Source organism: Streptomyces sp. NPDC005494, assembly GCF_042872025.1.
GTDB lineage: Bacteria > Actinomycetota > Actinomycetes > Streptomycetales > Streptomycetaceae > Streptomyces.
In genome coordinates this window covers 88,909-102,903 of the sequence record NZ_JBIAJR010000013.1, presented here as the reverse complement: position 1 = coordinate 102,903, position 13,995 = coordinate 88,909, and the positions used below count along the sequence as shown (strand labels likewise).

At 69.7% G+C, this 13,995-nt stretch carries 14 protein-coding genes; 11 read left to right on the top strand and 3 right to left on the bottom strand.

All coding sequences use genetic code 11. The features are described 5' to 3' along the window. Positions 1 to 396 precede the first annotated feature (396 nt). Entirely contained in the window at positions 397 to 594 is a 198-nt protein-coding gene (locus ACFYQ6_RS30995; RefSeq protein ID WP_361579884.1) for a hypothetical protein, read from the top strand. Between the two features lie 311 nt (positions 595 to 905). On the opposite strand, the gene ACFYQ6_RS30990 is transcribed toward ACFYQ6_RS30995, so the two are convergent. After that, positions 906 to 1,034 (bottom strand): hypothetical protein, encoded by a 129-nt coding sequence (locus ACFYQ6_RS30990; RefSeq protein WP_361579882.1) that lies wholly within the window; start codon positions 1,032 to 1,034, stop codon positions 906 to 908. A 910-nt stretch (positions 1,035 to 1,944) separates the two neighbouring features. On the opposite strand from ACFYQ6_RS30990, the gene ACFYQ6_RS30985 reads away from it, so the two are divergent. The 9 genes from ACFYQ6_RS30985 (at position 1,945) to ACFYQ6_RS30945 (ending at position 9,221) form a co-directional block, all read left to right on the top strand. Continuing rightward, entirely contained in the window at positions 1,945 to 2,283 is a 339-nt protein-coding gene (locus ACFYQ6_RS30985) for a MerR family transcriptional regulator (RefSeq protein WP_361579618.1), read from the top strand. Positions 2,284 to 2,944: 661 nt separating this feature from the next. After that, positions 2,945 to 3,148 carry a cold-shock protein gene (locus ACFYQ6_RS30980; RefSeq protein ID WP_361579616.1) on the top strand — a complete coding sequence of 68 codons (204 nt, stop codon included), beginning with the start codon at positions 2,945 to 2,947 and terminating at the stop codon, positions 3,146 to 3,148. A gap of 320 nt (positions 3,149 to 3,468) precedes the next feature. After that, complete coding sequence (locus ACFYQ6_RS30975) at positions 3,469 to 4,980, top strand: DEAD/DEAH box helicase (RefSeq protein WP_388766112.1); 1,512 nt, start codon at positions 3,469 to 3,471, stop codon at positions 4,978 to 4,980. Positions 4,981 to 5,026: 46 nt separating this feature from the next. Next, entirely contained in the window at positions 5,027 to 5,431 is a 405-nt protein-coding gene (locus ACFYQ6_RS30970; protein WP_361579612.1) for a CBS domain-containing protein, read from the top strand. 56 nt (positions 5,432 to 5,487) lie between these two features. Beyond that, entirely contained in the window at positions 5,488 to 5,799 is a 312-nt protein-coding gene (locus ACFYQ6_RS30965) for an SCO5918 family protein (protein ID WP_361579610.1), read from the top strand. Between the two features lie 631 nt (positions 5,800 to 6,430). Beyond that, complete coding sequence (locus tag ACFYQ6_RS30960) at positions 6,431 to 6,742, top strand: SCO4225 family membrane protein (RefSeq protein WP_361579608.1); 312 nt, start codon at positions 6,431 to 6,433, stop codon at positions 6,740 to 6,742. A gap of 384 nt (positions 6,743 to 7,126) precedes the next feature. Beyond that, entirely contained in the window at positions 7,127 to 7,765 is a 639-nt protein-coding gene (locus ACFYQ6_RS30955; protein WP_361579606.1) for an SMI1/KNR4 family protein, read from the top strand. A 367-nt stretch (positions 7,766 to 8,132) separates the two neighbouring features. Continuing rightward, positions 8,133 to 8,483, top strand: coding sequence for a PRC-barrel domain containing protein (locus ACFYQ6_RS30950; protein ID WP_388766108.1), 351 nt, complete (start codon positions 8,133 to 8,135; stop codon positions 8,481 to 8,483). Positions 8,484 to 9,059: 576 nt separating this feature from the next. Next, positions 9,060 to 9,221: a hypothetical protein gene (locus tag ACFYQ6_RS30945; protein WP_361579601.1), complete on the top strand. Its 162-nt coding sequence runs from the start codon at positions 9,060 to 9,062 to the stop codon at positions 9,219 to 9,221. Positions 9,222 to 9,359: 138 nt separating this feature from the next. Here ACFYQ6_RS30945 and ACFYQ6_RS30940 read toward each other — a convergent pair whose 3' ends face one another. Both ACFYQ6_RS30940 and ACFYQ6_RS30935 read right to left on the bottom strand, forming a co-directional pair. Further along, positions 9,360 to 11,834: an ABC transporter permease gene (locus ACFYQ6_RS30940; protein WP_388766105.1), complete on the bottom strand. Its 2,475-nt coding sequence runs from the start codon at positions 11,832 to 11,834 to the stop codon at positions 9,360 to 9,362. Further along, entirely contained in the window at positions 11,828 to 12,568 is a 741-nt protein-coding gene (locus ACFYQ6_RS30935) for an ABC transporter ATP-binding protein (RefSeq protein ID WP_361579597.1), read from the bottom strand. The genes ACFYQ6_RS30940 and ACFYQ6_RS30935 overlap by 7 nt, the downstream gene beginning before the upstream one ends. 134 nt (positions 12,569 to 12,702) lie before the next feature. Here ACFYQ6_RS30935 and ACFYQ6_RS30930 point away from each other — a divergent pair, with 134 nt between their 5' ends. After that, a complete protein-coding gene (locus ACFYQ6_RS30930; RefSeq protein WP_388766103.1) occupies positions 12,703 to 13,992 on the top strand; it encodes a sensor histidine kinase in 1,290 nt (429 codons plus the stop codon). Positions 13,993 to 13,995 lie beyond the last annotated feature (3 nt).

Sequence of the window (13,995 nt, the reverse complement as noted above, 5' to 3'; positions counted from 1 at the left end):
ACGCCTACGCTGGTGGGAGCCGACTTTCGGGCCCGCTGCTCCAGCGAGGTCCGCCAGCTTTCGAGCGCCGCTGCTCGGACCTCGCCGACGCCTGGGATCTTGACCTGATGTCCGTTGGAGCGGATGAGGTACGCGTCCCGGTTGCCGTATCTGCTGCCCTGTACGTACCGGACCCGGGTGAGGTCGGCGGCTGTGTGGATACCGGCGGCGGTCAGGTTCGTGACCGTCCCGCTGCCCATGTTGGAGAGCTTCTTGACGTCCTGGATGGACGGCCGGCGGAGTCTGTCCTGGACGTGCGTCCTGACCGTCGACGCCAGCGCGGCGTCCAGCTGATTCTGTTCCTTGCTGGTCAGACCGCTCAGCTTTGTTCTGAGATTGCCGGTTTCCTTGTTGAGCGTGACGGTGATCCGCGACTGCTCGTCGCGCAGCTCGGTCTGCAGGCTCTTGATCTGCTGGCTGATCTGCGTGTCCCGGCTCGCGCTGGCGGCGTTCAGGGCTTCGATCTCCTGGTGGATCTTCTGCGCCGCTGCCACCGAGTCCGCCCATGCGTCCACCTGCTGCTGGAGCACCACTATTCGGGCCTTCGAAGCCTGAGCTTCGGGGCGAGAGCGTCGGGTGGCGTGGAGGGCCCCGCCAGACAGGAGCAGAGCTCCCAGCTGAACGGCGCCCACGTAGCCGGTCGGCAGCATGCTGATGGCCGTCAGTGCGGCCGGTGCTGCCGATCCGGTCAGCGCGAACACACCAGCGAGGATGTCTGTGGGGCGCCGGCGGGCAAACCCTGTACCGGCGGCCGTACCCGTACCCGCGCCGCTTGCCGCGGGCGTGTTCCGGGGCTGCGGAATGTGCCCGGCCAGCCAGGAGGGGGCTCCGCCCTGCTGGATCGCGCACCGGGTCGATCGCCGCCTTCATGGCCATGCGGCGGGCACGGCTTGCCGCACCCTTCCAGGGGACTGCGCCAACTCCTCGACCGCGACACGCCCCTGGGTGTTCTGCTCCAGGATCTCGGCGTTGGCGTCGGTGATGGCGGTGAACATGGTGCTGAGGAGTGTCGGCGGCCGGTCTGCCAGAGCGCTGTGCCGCGGCCGGCCGCGTTTCACCTGTGTCCGCCCCGACTGTGCGGCGTCTCCACCGGGTCGGCGGCGCAGCCGGGGAAGTCCTCGGGTGGCGTTCCTGGTCAGTTGCTCCAGGCTCGGGCCGGGAAGGCCTTCCGGTGCACCGCCTGTGGTTCGGGTAGAGAGTCTTCCTGGCGAGCATCTGAAAATCTGTTCCGGTCAAGGTAGACATTGGCGTGCGAGGTAGTTATGGTTTTTCTCGTAGCCAAGAAGGACAGCAGCACGTGGCAGAGATGAACTGCCAGGCAGTAGTACCCAGTAGTGGCAGTGTGCAGGTCGGTGCGGTGGTGGAGTTCCGGAGCCGGGGTTTTCGCAGGATGGCGACGGGGCTGGCGACCGGACCGGGTGGCCCGCGGTTTTCAGGGGCTGCCGTCAGCAGTGCCGTAACAGGTAGGTGCAGTCGCGGTACCAGCGGTTCCTCGGTGAATGGCGTCAGACTGCGGCGCGCGCACCGGGAGGTTCGGCAGTGGGGTTCTGAGTCGGAGCAGATGCAGGACGGGCGACGGGGCCGGCTGCCGGAAGTGGCGCTGGGAGAGGCCACCAGCAGTAAGGAAGTAGTTGGTGCAGAGGGAAAGAACGGAGGAGTTGAGCGCCATCAGGATCGCCCGGGCGAACGACATGTGCCCGGGTACCGCAGGACATCGATAGTGAGGTGGTCCCCGGTCAAGCAACCGCGATCCCCGCAGCCCCCGGGCCTCTTCCCGGCAGGTATGCGGAAACACAGAGCCGGCGTAGCCGATCAAGGCCGGCTGATGGTGTAGCAGTTCCTTCGGGGCCCGGGTGCCATATGGCACCCGGGCCCCTCCGACGCGTGTTCCACAGGAAGGTACAGATGACAGCAGACGACTCGTTCGGCCGCCTCGACGACGACGACTACCCCGCCTACACCATGGGGCGGGCCGCCGAGATGCTCAACACCACGCAGGGATTCCTTCGTGCCATCGGCGAGGCTCGTCTCATCACCCCCCTGCGTTCCGCGGGTGGCCACCGCCGCTACTCCCGTTACCAGCTCCGTATCGCCGCCCGGGCCCGCGAGCTCGTCGACGCCGGTACTCCGATCGAGGCGGCCTGCCGCATCGTCGTCCTTGAGGACCAGCTCGAAGAAGCCCAGCGCATCAACGCCGAACTCCACCGAGGCGCCAAGCCGACCAGCGCACCACCCGCCGCCTGAAGCCCATCGCGGCCGGTGGGAGCCCGGCAGGTGGCGCCCCTTCCGGGATTGCGCTCAAGGGCTGCCTTCCGCTGTGGTTGTCATGCCGAAAGCGGGCTCTCGCCCTGGGCGCGAGCGCTCTGTCGTGCCGCTGCCTACTCGCGCAGGTGCCCGTCGGCTGCCGGCGCCGGTGTCTGCCGGTCGTTTTCAACACGGTCAAGGGGCCCGAATCCGGAGGCAGCGGAGCCCGGAGATGCATCGATCAGATTGTGGTGGGCTCTACCAGGCCCGCTTCCCTTACCCTTCGGCAGGCTGGCTACGCGCTGACCTGCGTCGGGTGGTCGGCATTCTCGCGCTGTGAGCAGTGGGCGTCTTTTCGGCAACGCTGTGCTCGGGGCGGGCCAATATCTATGGCCGCGGCATGAGGATGTAGCGCCCCGCGCTGGGAGTGTTATTAGAGCGGTAAAGAGAGTGGAGTTATTCGCCGTACGCGGATCATTACGGCATGCTACTGTCGATCTCGGTTGCAGTTGTGGTTCCCAGGATTTCAGGCTTCTGCGTGGCATTTTGGCCGGCGCGAGCTTCATTCTATTTCCGGCTCTCTCCGGTCGGGGCATCATCACGGCGACGCGGGATCCGTACCCACGGGTCTCGGCGCACCTGCCCCTGAAGGAGATATGACATGGCGTCAGGCACTGTGAAGTGGTTCAACGCGGCCAAGGGTTTCGGCTTCATCGAGCAGGACGGTGGCGGCGCTGACGTGTTCGCCCACTTCTCGAACATTGCCGCTCATGATCTCCGAGAGCTGATCGAAGGCCAGAAGGTCACCTTCGACATCGCATCGAGCCAGAAGGGTCCCACGGCCGAGAACATCGTTCTCGCCTGACGCTGACACGTACTTCGTAGCTGGGTCCCGCATCCTTCGGGGTGCGGGACCCAGCTCCGGGCATACTCCCGGCACGGCGCCGTCTGCGGCAGAAGTGTCGCCCGCAGAGTCGCTGCTCACTTCTTCGGAGTTCCGCTCGCCGGTGGGCCGGATTCCTCGCCCCTGTGGCTCCACTCATTTCATGGCCCGCATCCCGATCCGGGATGACCCACCGGCCGCATTTGACTTCTGTATTTCGCTCGGCCCGTTCTTGTGATTCCTTGCGCTGTTCTTCCGCTGCGGGAATTCCTTGATGCGTGCCGTATCAAGGAAGGTTCTGAATGAACCCCACCCGTTCGAACGACCGCTCTTCCCGCGCACGCAGCCGTACCGCCGACTCCGGTCGTGGCGGCAGCCGCTTCAACTCGACCGCCGCGACCCGGTCGGCTGCCCCGGCCCGTCCTGGCCGGTCTGTTCGCTCGGGTGGTAGTGGGCGGCGGCTCGCCGTGGTCCAGGGCGAGTTCGCTCTGCCGGTCACGGTCACTCCCGCGCTTCCCGCGGTCGAGGCGTTCGCCGACCTCGACATGCCGAAGCAGTTGCTGGCGGCGCTGACCGCACAGGGAGTGAGCGTTCCGTTCCCGATCCAGGGGGCTACCCTGCCCAACACCCTCGCGGGCCGTGATGCCCTGGGTCGAGGGCGCACCGGGTCCGGCAAGACCCTTGCCTTCGGCCTCGCCCTGCTGGCCCGTACCGCCGGTCAGCGGGCCGAGCCGCGACAGCCGCTGGCCCTGGTTCTCGTGCCGACGCGCGAGCTGGCCCAGCAGGTGACCGATGCGCTGGCTCCGTACGCCCGTTCGGTCAGGCTGCGGCTGGCCACCGTGGTCGGGGGAATGTCGATCGGCAGGCAGGCCAACGCGCTACGCGGTGGTGCCGAGGTGGTCGTGGCGACGCCGGGCCGGCTCAAGGACCTCATCGACCGTGGTGACTGCCGACTCGACCACGTCGCGATCACCGTCCTCGATGAGGCCGACCAGATGGCCGACATGGGCTTCATGCCCCAGGTCACCGAACTTCTCGACCAGGTCCGCCCCGAAGGCCAGCGGATGTTGTTCTCCGCCACTTTGGACCGCAACGTCGACCGCTTGGTCCGCCGCTATCTCAGTGACCCGGTCGTCCACTCCGTCGACCCCTCCGCCGGCGCGGTCACGACGATGGAGCACCACGTGCTCCACGTGCACGGCGCGGACAAGAACCGTACGACCACCGAGATCGCGGCCCGCGAAGGCCGGGTGATCATGTTCCTGGACACCAAGCGGGCCGTGGACAAGCTCACCGACCACCTGCTGGCCAGCGGTGTGCGGGCGGCGGCTCTGCACGGCGGGAAGGCGCAGTCCCAGCGCACCCGGACCCTGACCCAGTTCAAGACCGGGCACGTCACCGTGCTCGTGGCCACGAACGTCGCCGCCCGCGGCATCCACGTCGACAACCTCGACCTCGTCGTCAACGTCGACCCGCCGACCGACCACAAGGACTACCTCCACCGCGGCGGTCGAACCGCCCGGGCGGGGGAGTCCGGCAGCGTCGTCACCCTCGTCACCCCCAACCAGCGCCGCGACATGACCCGCCTCATGGCTGCCGCCGGCATCGTGCCCCAGACCACCCAGGTCCGCTCCGGCGAAGAGGCGCTCGGCCGCATCACCGGCGCCCAGACCCCTTCGGGCATTCCCGTGACGATCACCGCGCCGGTAGTCGAACGGCGTCAGCGCAGCGCGTCCTCACGAGGCAGGCGCAGCTCCGCCTCCGCAGCACGGCGTGCGACCGCGCATCAGTCCTCCTTCGACGCCGCAGCTTGAGAGCTCCCTGATCCGGAAACTCACCCCTCACCGCAGGAGGCACCTTTTGACGCCCGTCCAGATGCAGACCCGCACGACGCATGTCACTGCCACGGGCGGGACGGTGGCCGACGCCATGGACACCGCCGGGCCACAGGTCTGTGACGACATGACCGTCGAGGTGGCCCTGTCCGTCATGGCCAGTGCCCGTACGGGGCATCTGCTGGTCTGCGACGTCAGCGGCTTGTGCATCGGACTGGTCACCCACGCCCGGCTCGCAACAGTCCGTGAGGGCTCGGCGTACTCGGACAGGGTCCAGCTGCGGGACATCCTCGGCGACCGGGCACCGTTCACCTCACCGGTGACCACCATGGCCGAAGCCGGGCAGATGATGCGCTACAGCGACGTAGATGCCCTGCCTGTGGTCGACGAGCACGGCAGTGCCCTGGGCGTACTCGCCCGCGCCCGCTGAGCCGTCCCATCCGTTGCAGGACCACTCCATCGTCGTTTCTCTCCCTGTGAGGCATCATGCGCTGTGTCATCGCCCGCTTCCCGTTCGACCTGACCAGGAGCGGCGTCCTGGAATCGATGAAGGGCATCAAGCCCGAGGATGCCTCCGGTGAATCGGTGATCATCGGCCGGCGCACTTACCCTGCCAAGCAGGTCGGACAGGTCATCACACGCCAGGACCGCCGCGACTTCAGCGCAGGAGAAGTCCTGCGGGCCATGACCCAGCTCGGCTTCACCTGTCGCGACCTGGCCCCGGCCCCCACACCCGAGCGGGTTCTCAGTCCGGTGCAGCAGGCATCCGCGATGCTGGGTGCTCCTCTGGCTGCCTGAGGGACGGGCAGACGCGAGCTGCCGGCCAGAGCATTGGTGAGGGTCCGGCCGGGGTGTTCCGGCCGGACCCTCATCGCGTACGGAGGTCCCCGGCGAGGCGGCGGGTCGGTGGTCGGAGCACCTGCGTGGGGATCGGTGAACAGCATCAGTGCCACCACGCGTTGGGTCACTGCGAGCCAACCGTCAACCTCGGGCCGGGCAGCGCCGCACCCCGGACCGACACGCGACGAAACGGCCGGGTGGTCAGGCGTAGAGGGCTGTTGCCCGGGCTCATCCGGGCCGTACCCGGGCGGACTTGACCGGCTTGCCGAACGACCCCGACTCTGTCACGGCCCAGGACCCCCACGAGAAGCCACCCGTTCTGACTGGAAGTGCAGCGCCTTCAGGGAACGAGGGCGCCCTGAAGGACGGACAGGACGTGGACCCGGCGAGCGTCTCGGCGCCCGCATCAACCGCCCCTGCATGCTCAAACCCGGCCTGCAGCGGTGGAGAATGAAAACGAACATGAGTATGACTACTCATGTGGCGGAGGTCGGTTGACGGGCATTGTTCAGATCGTCAGCAGATCAGCCACCACCCCGGGCATTCCGGCATCTCCAGGAGATCCGACAAGGACAAGAATTCTCTTTCGTTGCCCAAGGCTCTCCGCCACTACCTGGTCAACCCACTGGCTCTGGGATATCTGGGCGTCGTACTCGCGGTGTGCCTGTGGGCGATCGTGAATGGCGTCTCCGCTTCCTCCTCCGGAGACGCCAGCTTCGCGGGGCTATGGGCAGTCCTTGCCACCGCACCGACCTCCATGGTGTTCCTCTTCGCCGGCCCCGTGGGACTGATTGGCATTCCCGTCGGCGCCGTGGTCCAGGCCACCGCGCTCGGTGCCCTGTACCGCTACATCACCGAACGGCGGGCGCTCGGGACCGAGAGTGGCATCAGCAACGCCTGACCTCCCGACACTCATTCCATCCCTGGGCCATGACAAGCCGTCAGACGCTGTGTCTGCGTCGAAGTCGGCGACCATGAGCTGGATGTCGCACACGGCAGTTGGCGTCCGCCGCGGGAATGCCCAGAGGTACGGAACCGGCGCCGGCAGACCAGGGCTTCCCGGAGTGGGCCACTGCGCGACTCGTCGGCTTCGGCCTCCTCGTACGGACCGAGGGTGACACCGCCGTACTCGTCGACGATGTCCGTACCGGCTGCTGCTGCGCCTCCTCGGCTCCGACGAGACGCGCACCTGCTGATGGCATCTGGTCGCAGAACCCGCCGGTGTTCTGATCGCGGAGGACAGTACGGTCAGCGGCCCTCGGCATTGTCCTGGCCACATGGCACCGTGATCGGCATGAGCAATACAACTGAGTCTGTAGGCACCGAAGTTGCCGGCGTGCTGACCACCCCGGAACAGTGGCGCGCCTTTCTGGAGCGATACGGCGAGCTGTATGTCAAGGTCCGTGCCGACGAGGAAGAGCTGGACGATCTTCTTGATGATGACCAGCTGGAGGCTCTGGACCGAGGGGACCGGATCGAGGCGTGGTTGGGTGGAGCCGCTGCTGGGGAGGAGGCTCTGGCGGCATCCGAGGAGCGGCTTGGCGTGCGGTTTCCACCGAGCCTGCGGGGATTCTTCCTGGCGAGCGACGGGTGGACGCACCTTGATGACAACGTGGACGGTGTCCATCCGTGCGGAAACGTCGTGTGGATGCGTGACAGCGAGGCCGGTGGCCGCGTGACCGACACCTATGCCTCGATACCCGGCAACGAGGACGATGTTCAGCTGGTCCGCCGGTCCCTCGAGATCGCCCGGGGAGAGGACTTCTGGCTTCTCGACCCGACCGACGTCGGGCCGGACGGCGAGTGGGCCGCCTACGAGTTCGCACCGAAGTACGGCGACCCGAGCAGGTACCCCAGCTTCTTCGCGCTCTTGCACTCCGGGTACGAGAGCATGGAGGAGGACGCGGACGAGGACCTGGACTGAGTTGGATCGTCGGGCCGGCTCTGCGCCTGCCACTGCCGGCCGCTGCGCTGCGGCTCGATTCGGGCCCGTGATCATTCGTCGCATGTGCCAGAACGAGTCCTTCACCTCGCCGGATACTGCTGTCGTACTTCCTTCGACCGGCCCTGGCACGCTTTTCGCGCAATGGCCACCTCCGCCGCAGGGCTTGGCGGCCGCGGAAGTCACCGGTCAGCCTGCGCCGCCGGCTGTCGACGTGGCCTGTCCGCGAGCCGACCGTCGCCTCGCATGCCTGATTGCCCGGCGGGTGGCAGGGAAGGAAGAGACCGTCGTAGAAGACCAGGCCGCCGTCAGCGGTGGTTGGCCGGGACGAAGGGCCGATTCTGTGAGCATGTGGATTTTTGCGCGGGACAGCGGTCATACGCACGGCCAGTCGCTGGTGGGCTTCACCGTGGAGGCCGCGGACGGGAGCATCGGCCACGTGGACCGGCAGCAGGACCAGCCCGGCATGCAGCACCTGGTCGTCGACACCGGTGTGTGGAAGTTCGGCAGGAGCGTGCTCATCCCGGCCGGTGCCGTCCTCGCCATCGACACCAGGGCGCAGACGGTGAAGGTCGCACCGTCCCGGGAGGAGATCAAGGCCGCTCCCCGGTTCGCCACCGACAGCGAGACAGGTGATCCCGACTACCTGTCGGCGGTCGGTGACTACTACTTCTCCCTCCGCCCTGCGCCCCTACGCTGAACCTGGGTGCGATCGGGGCCCATCTACCAGGGAAGCTGGCACTCCACTGTGGCGAGAACGGCCCTGGTACGCCTGTCTCGCCACCTCCCGTTCCGGTGTGCCGACCGACAGCCGTGTTCGGGGTGAAGTGGCAGGGAGGGCGTCGGTTGCCAAGTGGAGCCCACTCAGATGCCTTTGCGCCGGCCACGAGTGATCGCCGCCTTGCTGCCGCAGGTGCCCCGTATGCACCCCGGAAAGACCTCAGTCGTTTCCATGTTCAGTCCCTCGGACTTTCGCTGGCTCTGCGGTGATCTGACCCGCGGGTCTTGCTGCCCGTGGCAGTGTCAGCGGGAGAGGAAGGCCGTGACGGTCTTGCCTCCGGCTGCCCGGCGCGTGACCGCGGCCGTGCGGGCCGGTCGGCTGACCATGGGCCGGCCGAAGCCACCGCCGGAACCGGTCAAGTCAGCAGTCCGCATGCGTGGCCATCGCTTTTCCTGGATGCGGTGACGCCGCCGGGCGCGGGCGGGTGAGACGGTCCCCGGCCTGTCCGCACCGTGCGGCCCGGCAGCGCCTGACGGATGCCGCTAAGGTCGGGGCATGGGGGGACCGGACGTCAAGCTGCGGCGCAAGCCGTGCAAGTGGTGCAAACGGCCGATGAAGCAGGGTCGTTGGTGGCGCCCGAAGCGGTACTGCAACCGATGGCACCAGGTGAAGTACCGGGTCGTGGACCTGGTCGACAACGTGCTGGGCGGCCTCTGAGCACTCCGCTCGGCATCCTCGTCACGGCTCACGGCTCACGGCTCACGGCTCACGGCCCCTGGGTCACGGCTCACGGCTCAGGCCCCCGGCCCCAGCCCCCAGAACCCGGTACCCAGCCCTCGGCCCTCGGTGCTCCGCTCACTCGCGGGCGCCCGCCGTCTCGATCGGCCTCGTCCGCAGCGCCGCCAGCGCGGGCAGTACGGCGGAGACCGTGGCCAGTACGGCGCATGCGGTCAGGACCACGCCGAGCGCTGTCCAGGGCACGACCACCGGCGAGCTCACCGAGAGCAGTCCCAGAGCTCCCTTCACCCCCAGCAGGTTCAGCCCTGCCACCGCCGCTCCCAGGACCGCTCCCACCGCCACCACGACCAGGGCCTCGACCCCCACGAGGCGGAGCACCTGCGCGTTCGTGGCGCCGGTGAGGCGGAGCACCGCCAGGTCGCGTACCCGGTCCGATGTGGCCATGACCAGGGTGTTCGCCAGCGCGATGCCGGTGTAGAGCAGGGCGATGCCCAGGATGAGCAGCATGCCGGTCCGGGTGTTGCCACCGGTGGGCGTGTAGTGCGCCGCCACCCACGCGTCCCTGGTCAGGACCCGGGTGCCCGTGTCCTGCCCCGCCTCTTCCAGGAGAGCGCGTACCGCCGTGGCGTCAGCGTCGTCACGGAGCTTGACGTCGATACGGTCGACGGCGGCACCGGCCGCGTTGGCCGGTGTGACGTACACCCCGTTGCTCCCGGTGCCGGTTCGCATCACGGCCGCGATCCGGAGCGAGGCCCTGCGGCCGTCGCCCAGCCACACGTCGACGCTCCGCCCCACCGTCCGGGTCGCCCACTCCTCGTTGACCACGATGGAGTTGTCGTCCAGATCGGCGAGCCGTCCGGCGACGAGGGGCAGTCGGGCCGTCGCTGCGAGCGCCGCGGGGTCGGCCGCTCTCGCCTCCGACGAGATGAGCGCGGTGCCCTCCTCCAGGACGACGACGCCGGTGGAGCGGGAAGCGCTCGTGACGGTGCCGGGAATGCTCCGTACGCGTTGGACGAAGCGCGGGTCGAGCGGCCCGTCCCCGCCCACCACGTAGTCCGCCGCCGAGGAGACCGCCGCTTCGGTCGCCTTGGCCTCGTCGAGAGTGGCCACCGTGCCGGGCAGCGAGCCCGCCAGGGCCACGGTGATCAGGACCGGCGCTGCGACCGCCGCGGTGCGCCGGACGGTGGCGGACGCGTTCTGCCGGGCCAGCAGCCCGGTGGCACCCGGGAGCCGGGCGGGCAGCCAGGTGAGCAGGCGTGTCAGCGGGCGCACGAGCAGGGGCGCCAGCAGCGCGAAGCCGACGGTGATCCACATCGGCTGCAGGATGTACGTCTTCCGCTTGAGGACGTCCCCGGGGTCGGTCAGCAGGGCCCAGCCCAGCAGCGCGAGGCCGGTCAGCAGCACGGCCGCCCCCAGCAGGACGCGGCTCGGCGGCATCCGGCCCTCGTCCACGGCCGCGTCGCGGAGCGCCTCCACGGGCCGGACCCGTCCTGCCCGGTGCGCGGCCACGACCACCCCGGCGAGCGCTACGCACAGGCCGGTCCAGAACGCGGTGTGCAGGGGCCACGTCGCGTCCCCGACGGCGAACCACGCCGGGGCCAGGCCCTCGTCGACCAGCCGGCCGGCCAGCAGGGGCGCGGCGGCCTTGCCCAGCAGACAGCCGGCGGCCGAAGCCAGTACGCCGATCACGAGCGCCTCCGCGACGACCGCGCGCCGCACCTGTCCCGGGGTCGCGCCCGCCGTGCGGAGCAGCCCGAACTCCCTTCTGCGCTGGGCCACCGCGAAGGAGAACGTCGAGGCGACGACGAAGACCGACACGAATCCGGTGATGCCGGCCGCCGTGCCCAGCATCGCGTTGACGGCGGTCAGGGCCTCGGCGTCCCGGTCGGGATCGGGGTCGGCCCGTTGCCTGTCGTCGCCGGTGAGGACGCTCATGCCGGGGACCGGCGAGGTCAGCGCCCGTACGGCCTTCGCGTCGGCGTGCACAGCCACCGCGTCGACGGCCGGGTGGATGCGGGCGGCCTCCGCGTCGGCGAAGAACACCGCCTTCTCGAAGCCGGCGTCCGCCACGGTCCCCACGACCGTGCGGGACCCGGTTCCGGCGAGGGCCCCGGGAGTGGTGACCCGGACCCGGTCTCCGGGGCGCGGCCCCTCACCGGCGGAGACCGTCACGGCCACCTCACCGGCCGCGCCCGGAGCGCGGCCCGCGGTGAGGCGGTACGGAGTGGCGGCGGCGACCGACCAGGGGTGCCCGGTGCGGGGCTGCCCCGCCAGGCCCACGGGGAAGGTGCGGTCCTCCGCAGTACGCCCCAGACCGGCGAGCGCGGCGGCCAGGCTCGCGGGGACCGGGCGCGGGTCGGCGAGCTTCGCCGTGCGCTCCCCGACGGGGGTGGCGACCCGAAGGGTGTCCGACGGCGCCACCACCACGGGGACCGCGGCGAATCGTTCCGGGACGCGCTGGGGGGCGTCGAACGTGGCCGCCAGAGCCAGGCCCGTCATGGCGATCAGTCCGACGCCCAGGGCGAGCGCGACGAACGAGCCGATGAAGGTGACCCAGCGGGTCCGCATCGAGCGGAGGGCGGAGATCAGCACGGGACCACCGCCAGGGAGGTCATGAGCGCGGCGATCTGCTCGGCCGCCGGATCGAGCAGCTCGTCCCGTATCGATCCGTCGGCCAGGAACACGACGCGGTCCGCGTAGGAGGCCGCCACCGGATCGTGGGTGACCATGATGACCGTCCGGCCGTTGTCGGCCATCGACCGCAGCAGCTCCAGGACCTCCCGTCCCGTACGGGAGTCGAGTGCTCCGGTCGGTTCGTCACCGAAGAGCACCTCGGGGCGGGTGACCAGCGCACGTGCCAGGGCGACGCGTTGCTGCTGGCCACCGGAGAGTTCGGCGGGCCGGTGGCCGGCCCGGGAGCCGAGGCCGACCTGCTCCAGTACCGCACGCACCTCCGCCCGCCGGGGCCTGCGGCCCGCCAGCCGGAGGGGGAGTGCCACGTTCTGCTCGGCGGTGAGCGCGGGGAGCAGATTGAAGGCCTGGAAGACGAATCCGATCCGCTCACGGCGCAGCAGCGTCAGTTTCCGCTCGCTCAGCCCGGTCAGGTCCGTCTCGCCGAGGAACACCCTGCCGGAGGTGGGCCGGTCGAGCCCGGCCGTGCACTGGAGGAGCGTCGACTTCCCCGAACCGGACGGCCCCATGATCGCGGTGAAGGAGCCCCGGGGGACGGTGAGGCTGACGCCGTCCAGGGCCGTGACCGCGTCGGCGGCCTTCCCGAAGGACCTGGTGACGGTGTCGAGCCGGACGGCTGCTGGTGACTGATTCATGTGCACCACTCAACCGGCCGCGCTCGCCGCCCACATCGCAGCGAGGGAGAGTCCTGGGGGTGGAGCCAGCTCCACCCCCGTACCCCCGCCCGCCGGGTGGTGGACGCGCGTCCGGGGTGTCTACCGTGCGGCCCATGAGCTCCCACACCCTGCGGCAGGCCCTCGTCCACCGCCGCTATCCGCTCGGCGGCTGGCCATGGCGCGCGGCGCTGTATCTGCTGAGCAGCGTCCCGGCCGGCCTGGCCCTGCTCGTGACCGTCCTGCTGCTGGCGGCGGCGGGCGGCGCGCTCACCCTCGTACTCGTCGGCCTGCCCCTGCTGTTGGTGCTCGCCCTCATCGGCATCCCGGTGGCGGCCGTGGAGCGGCGCCGGCTGCGGCTGATCGACCCCGTGCCCCTCGGCGACCCGCACAGGGCCCCGGAAGGGCCAGGGCTGACCGCGTGGTTGCGGACCCGGCTCCGGGAGCGGGCCACCTGGCGGGAGTTCGGCTACGCGCTGCTGTTCGCCGGGGTGCTGTGGCCGCTCGAAGGGCTGCTCGTCGGCGGCGTAGTCGCCGTCTGCGGAGGGCTGTTGGCGACGCCTCTGGTCATGGCCGCGGTGACGGGTGGTGACGAGGTGCGGGTGCTGAAGCTCGGTCTGGCCGATTCGTATCCGGAGGCATTCGCCGCCGCACTCCTCGGACTGGTGCTGCTGCCGTTGTTCGCCTATCCGCTGGGGTGGGCGGCGGTGGCGCGCGCCGCGCTGACCCGGGTGCTGCTGTCGTCGGACCCGGGCGGACTCGACGCCCGTATCGAGGAGTTGAGCGGTTCCCGTAAGCGGCTGGTGGACGCCTTCGAGGCGGAGCGCCGCAGGATCGAACGCGACCTGCACGACGGGGCGCAGCAGCGGCTCGTCGCCCTCTCGATGACGCTGGGGCTGGCCAGGCTGGAGAATCCGGCCGAGCCGCTGGGCGGTCTGCTGGCCAAGGCGCACGAGGAGGCGGGGGAGGCGCTGGTGGAGATCAGGGAGCTGATCAGAGGCATCCATCCCCAGGTGCTCACCGACCGGGGCCTGGCAGCGGCGGTCGAGGACATGGCCGACCGCTCGGCCGTACCCGTGGACGTCGATCTCGACCTCCCCGACCGGCTTCCACAGCCTGTGGAGACCGCCGTCTACTTCGCCGTCTGTGAGGCGCTCGCCAATGTGGCCAAGCACAGCGGGGCGACCCGGGCGTGGGTGACGGGCGGCGCCGACGCGGGGAGGCTGACCGTCGAGGTACGGGACGACGGGGACGGCGGCGCCGCCACCGCCGGGGGCACCGGACTCCAGGGCGTCGCCGACCGGCTCTCCGTGGTGGACGGCCGGCTGCTACTGTCCAGCCCGCCCGGGGGACCGACCGTGTTCCGGCTCGACGTACCGCGGGTCCCCGCCCACCTGGTCGAATGAGGG

Excerpts from the sequence above, each read along its gene's own strand:
- ACFYQ6_RS30990 (WP_361579882.1), bottom strand. The coding sequence starts at position 1,034 with ATGTTCACCGCCATCACCGACGCCAACGCCGAGATCCTGGAGCAGAAC.
- ACFYQ6_RS30985 (WP_361579618.1), top strand. The coding sequence starts at position 1,945 with ATGACAGCAGACGACTCGTTCGGCCGCCTCGACGACGACGACTACCCC.
- ACFYQ6_RS30980 (WP_361579616.1), top strand. The coding sequence starts at position 2,945 with ATGGCGTCAGGCACTGTGAAGTGGTTCAACGCGGCCAAGGGTTTCGGC.
- ACFYQ6_RS30975 (WP_388766112.1), top strand. The coding sequence starts at position 3,469 with ATGAACCCCACCCGTTCGAACGACCGCTCTTCCCGCGCACGCAGCCGT.
- ACFYQ6_RS30965 (WP_361579610.1), top strand. The coding sequence starts at position 5,488 with ATGCGCTGTGTCATCGCCCGCTTCCCGTTCGACCTGACCAGGAGCGGC.
- ACFYQ6_RS30950 (WP_388766108.1), top strand. The coding sequence starts at position 8,133 with ATGTGGATTTTTGCGCGGGACAGCGGTCATACGCACGGCCAGTCGCTG.
- ACFYQ6_RS30945 (WP_361579601.1), top strand. The coding sequence starts at position 9,060 with ATGGGGGGACCGGACGTCAAGCTGCGGCGCAAGCCGTGCAAGTGGTGC.
- ACFYQ6_RS30935 (WP_361579597.1), bottom strand. The coding sequence starts at position 12,568 with ATGAATCAGTCACCAGCAGCCGTCCGGCTCGACACCGTCACCAGGTCC.
- ACFYQ6_RS30930 (WP_388766103.1), top strand. The coding sequence starts at position 12,703 with ATGAGCTCCCACACCCTGCGGCAGGCCCTCGTCCACCGCCGCTATCCG.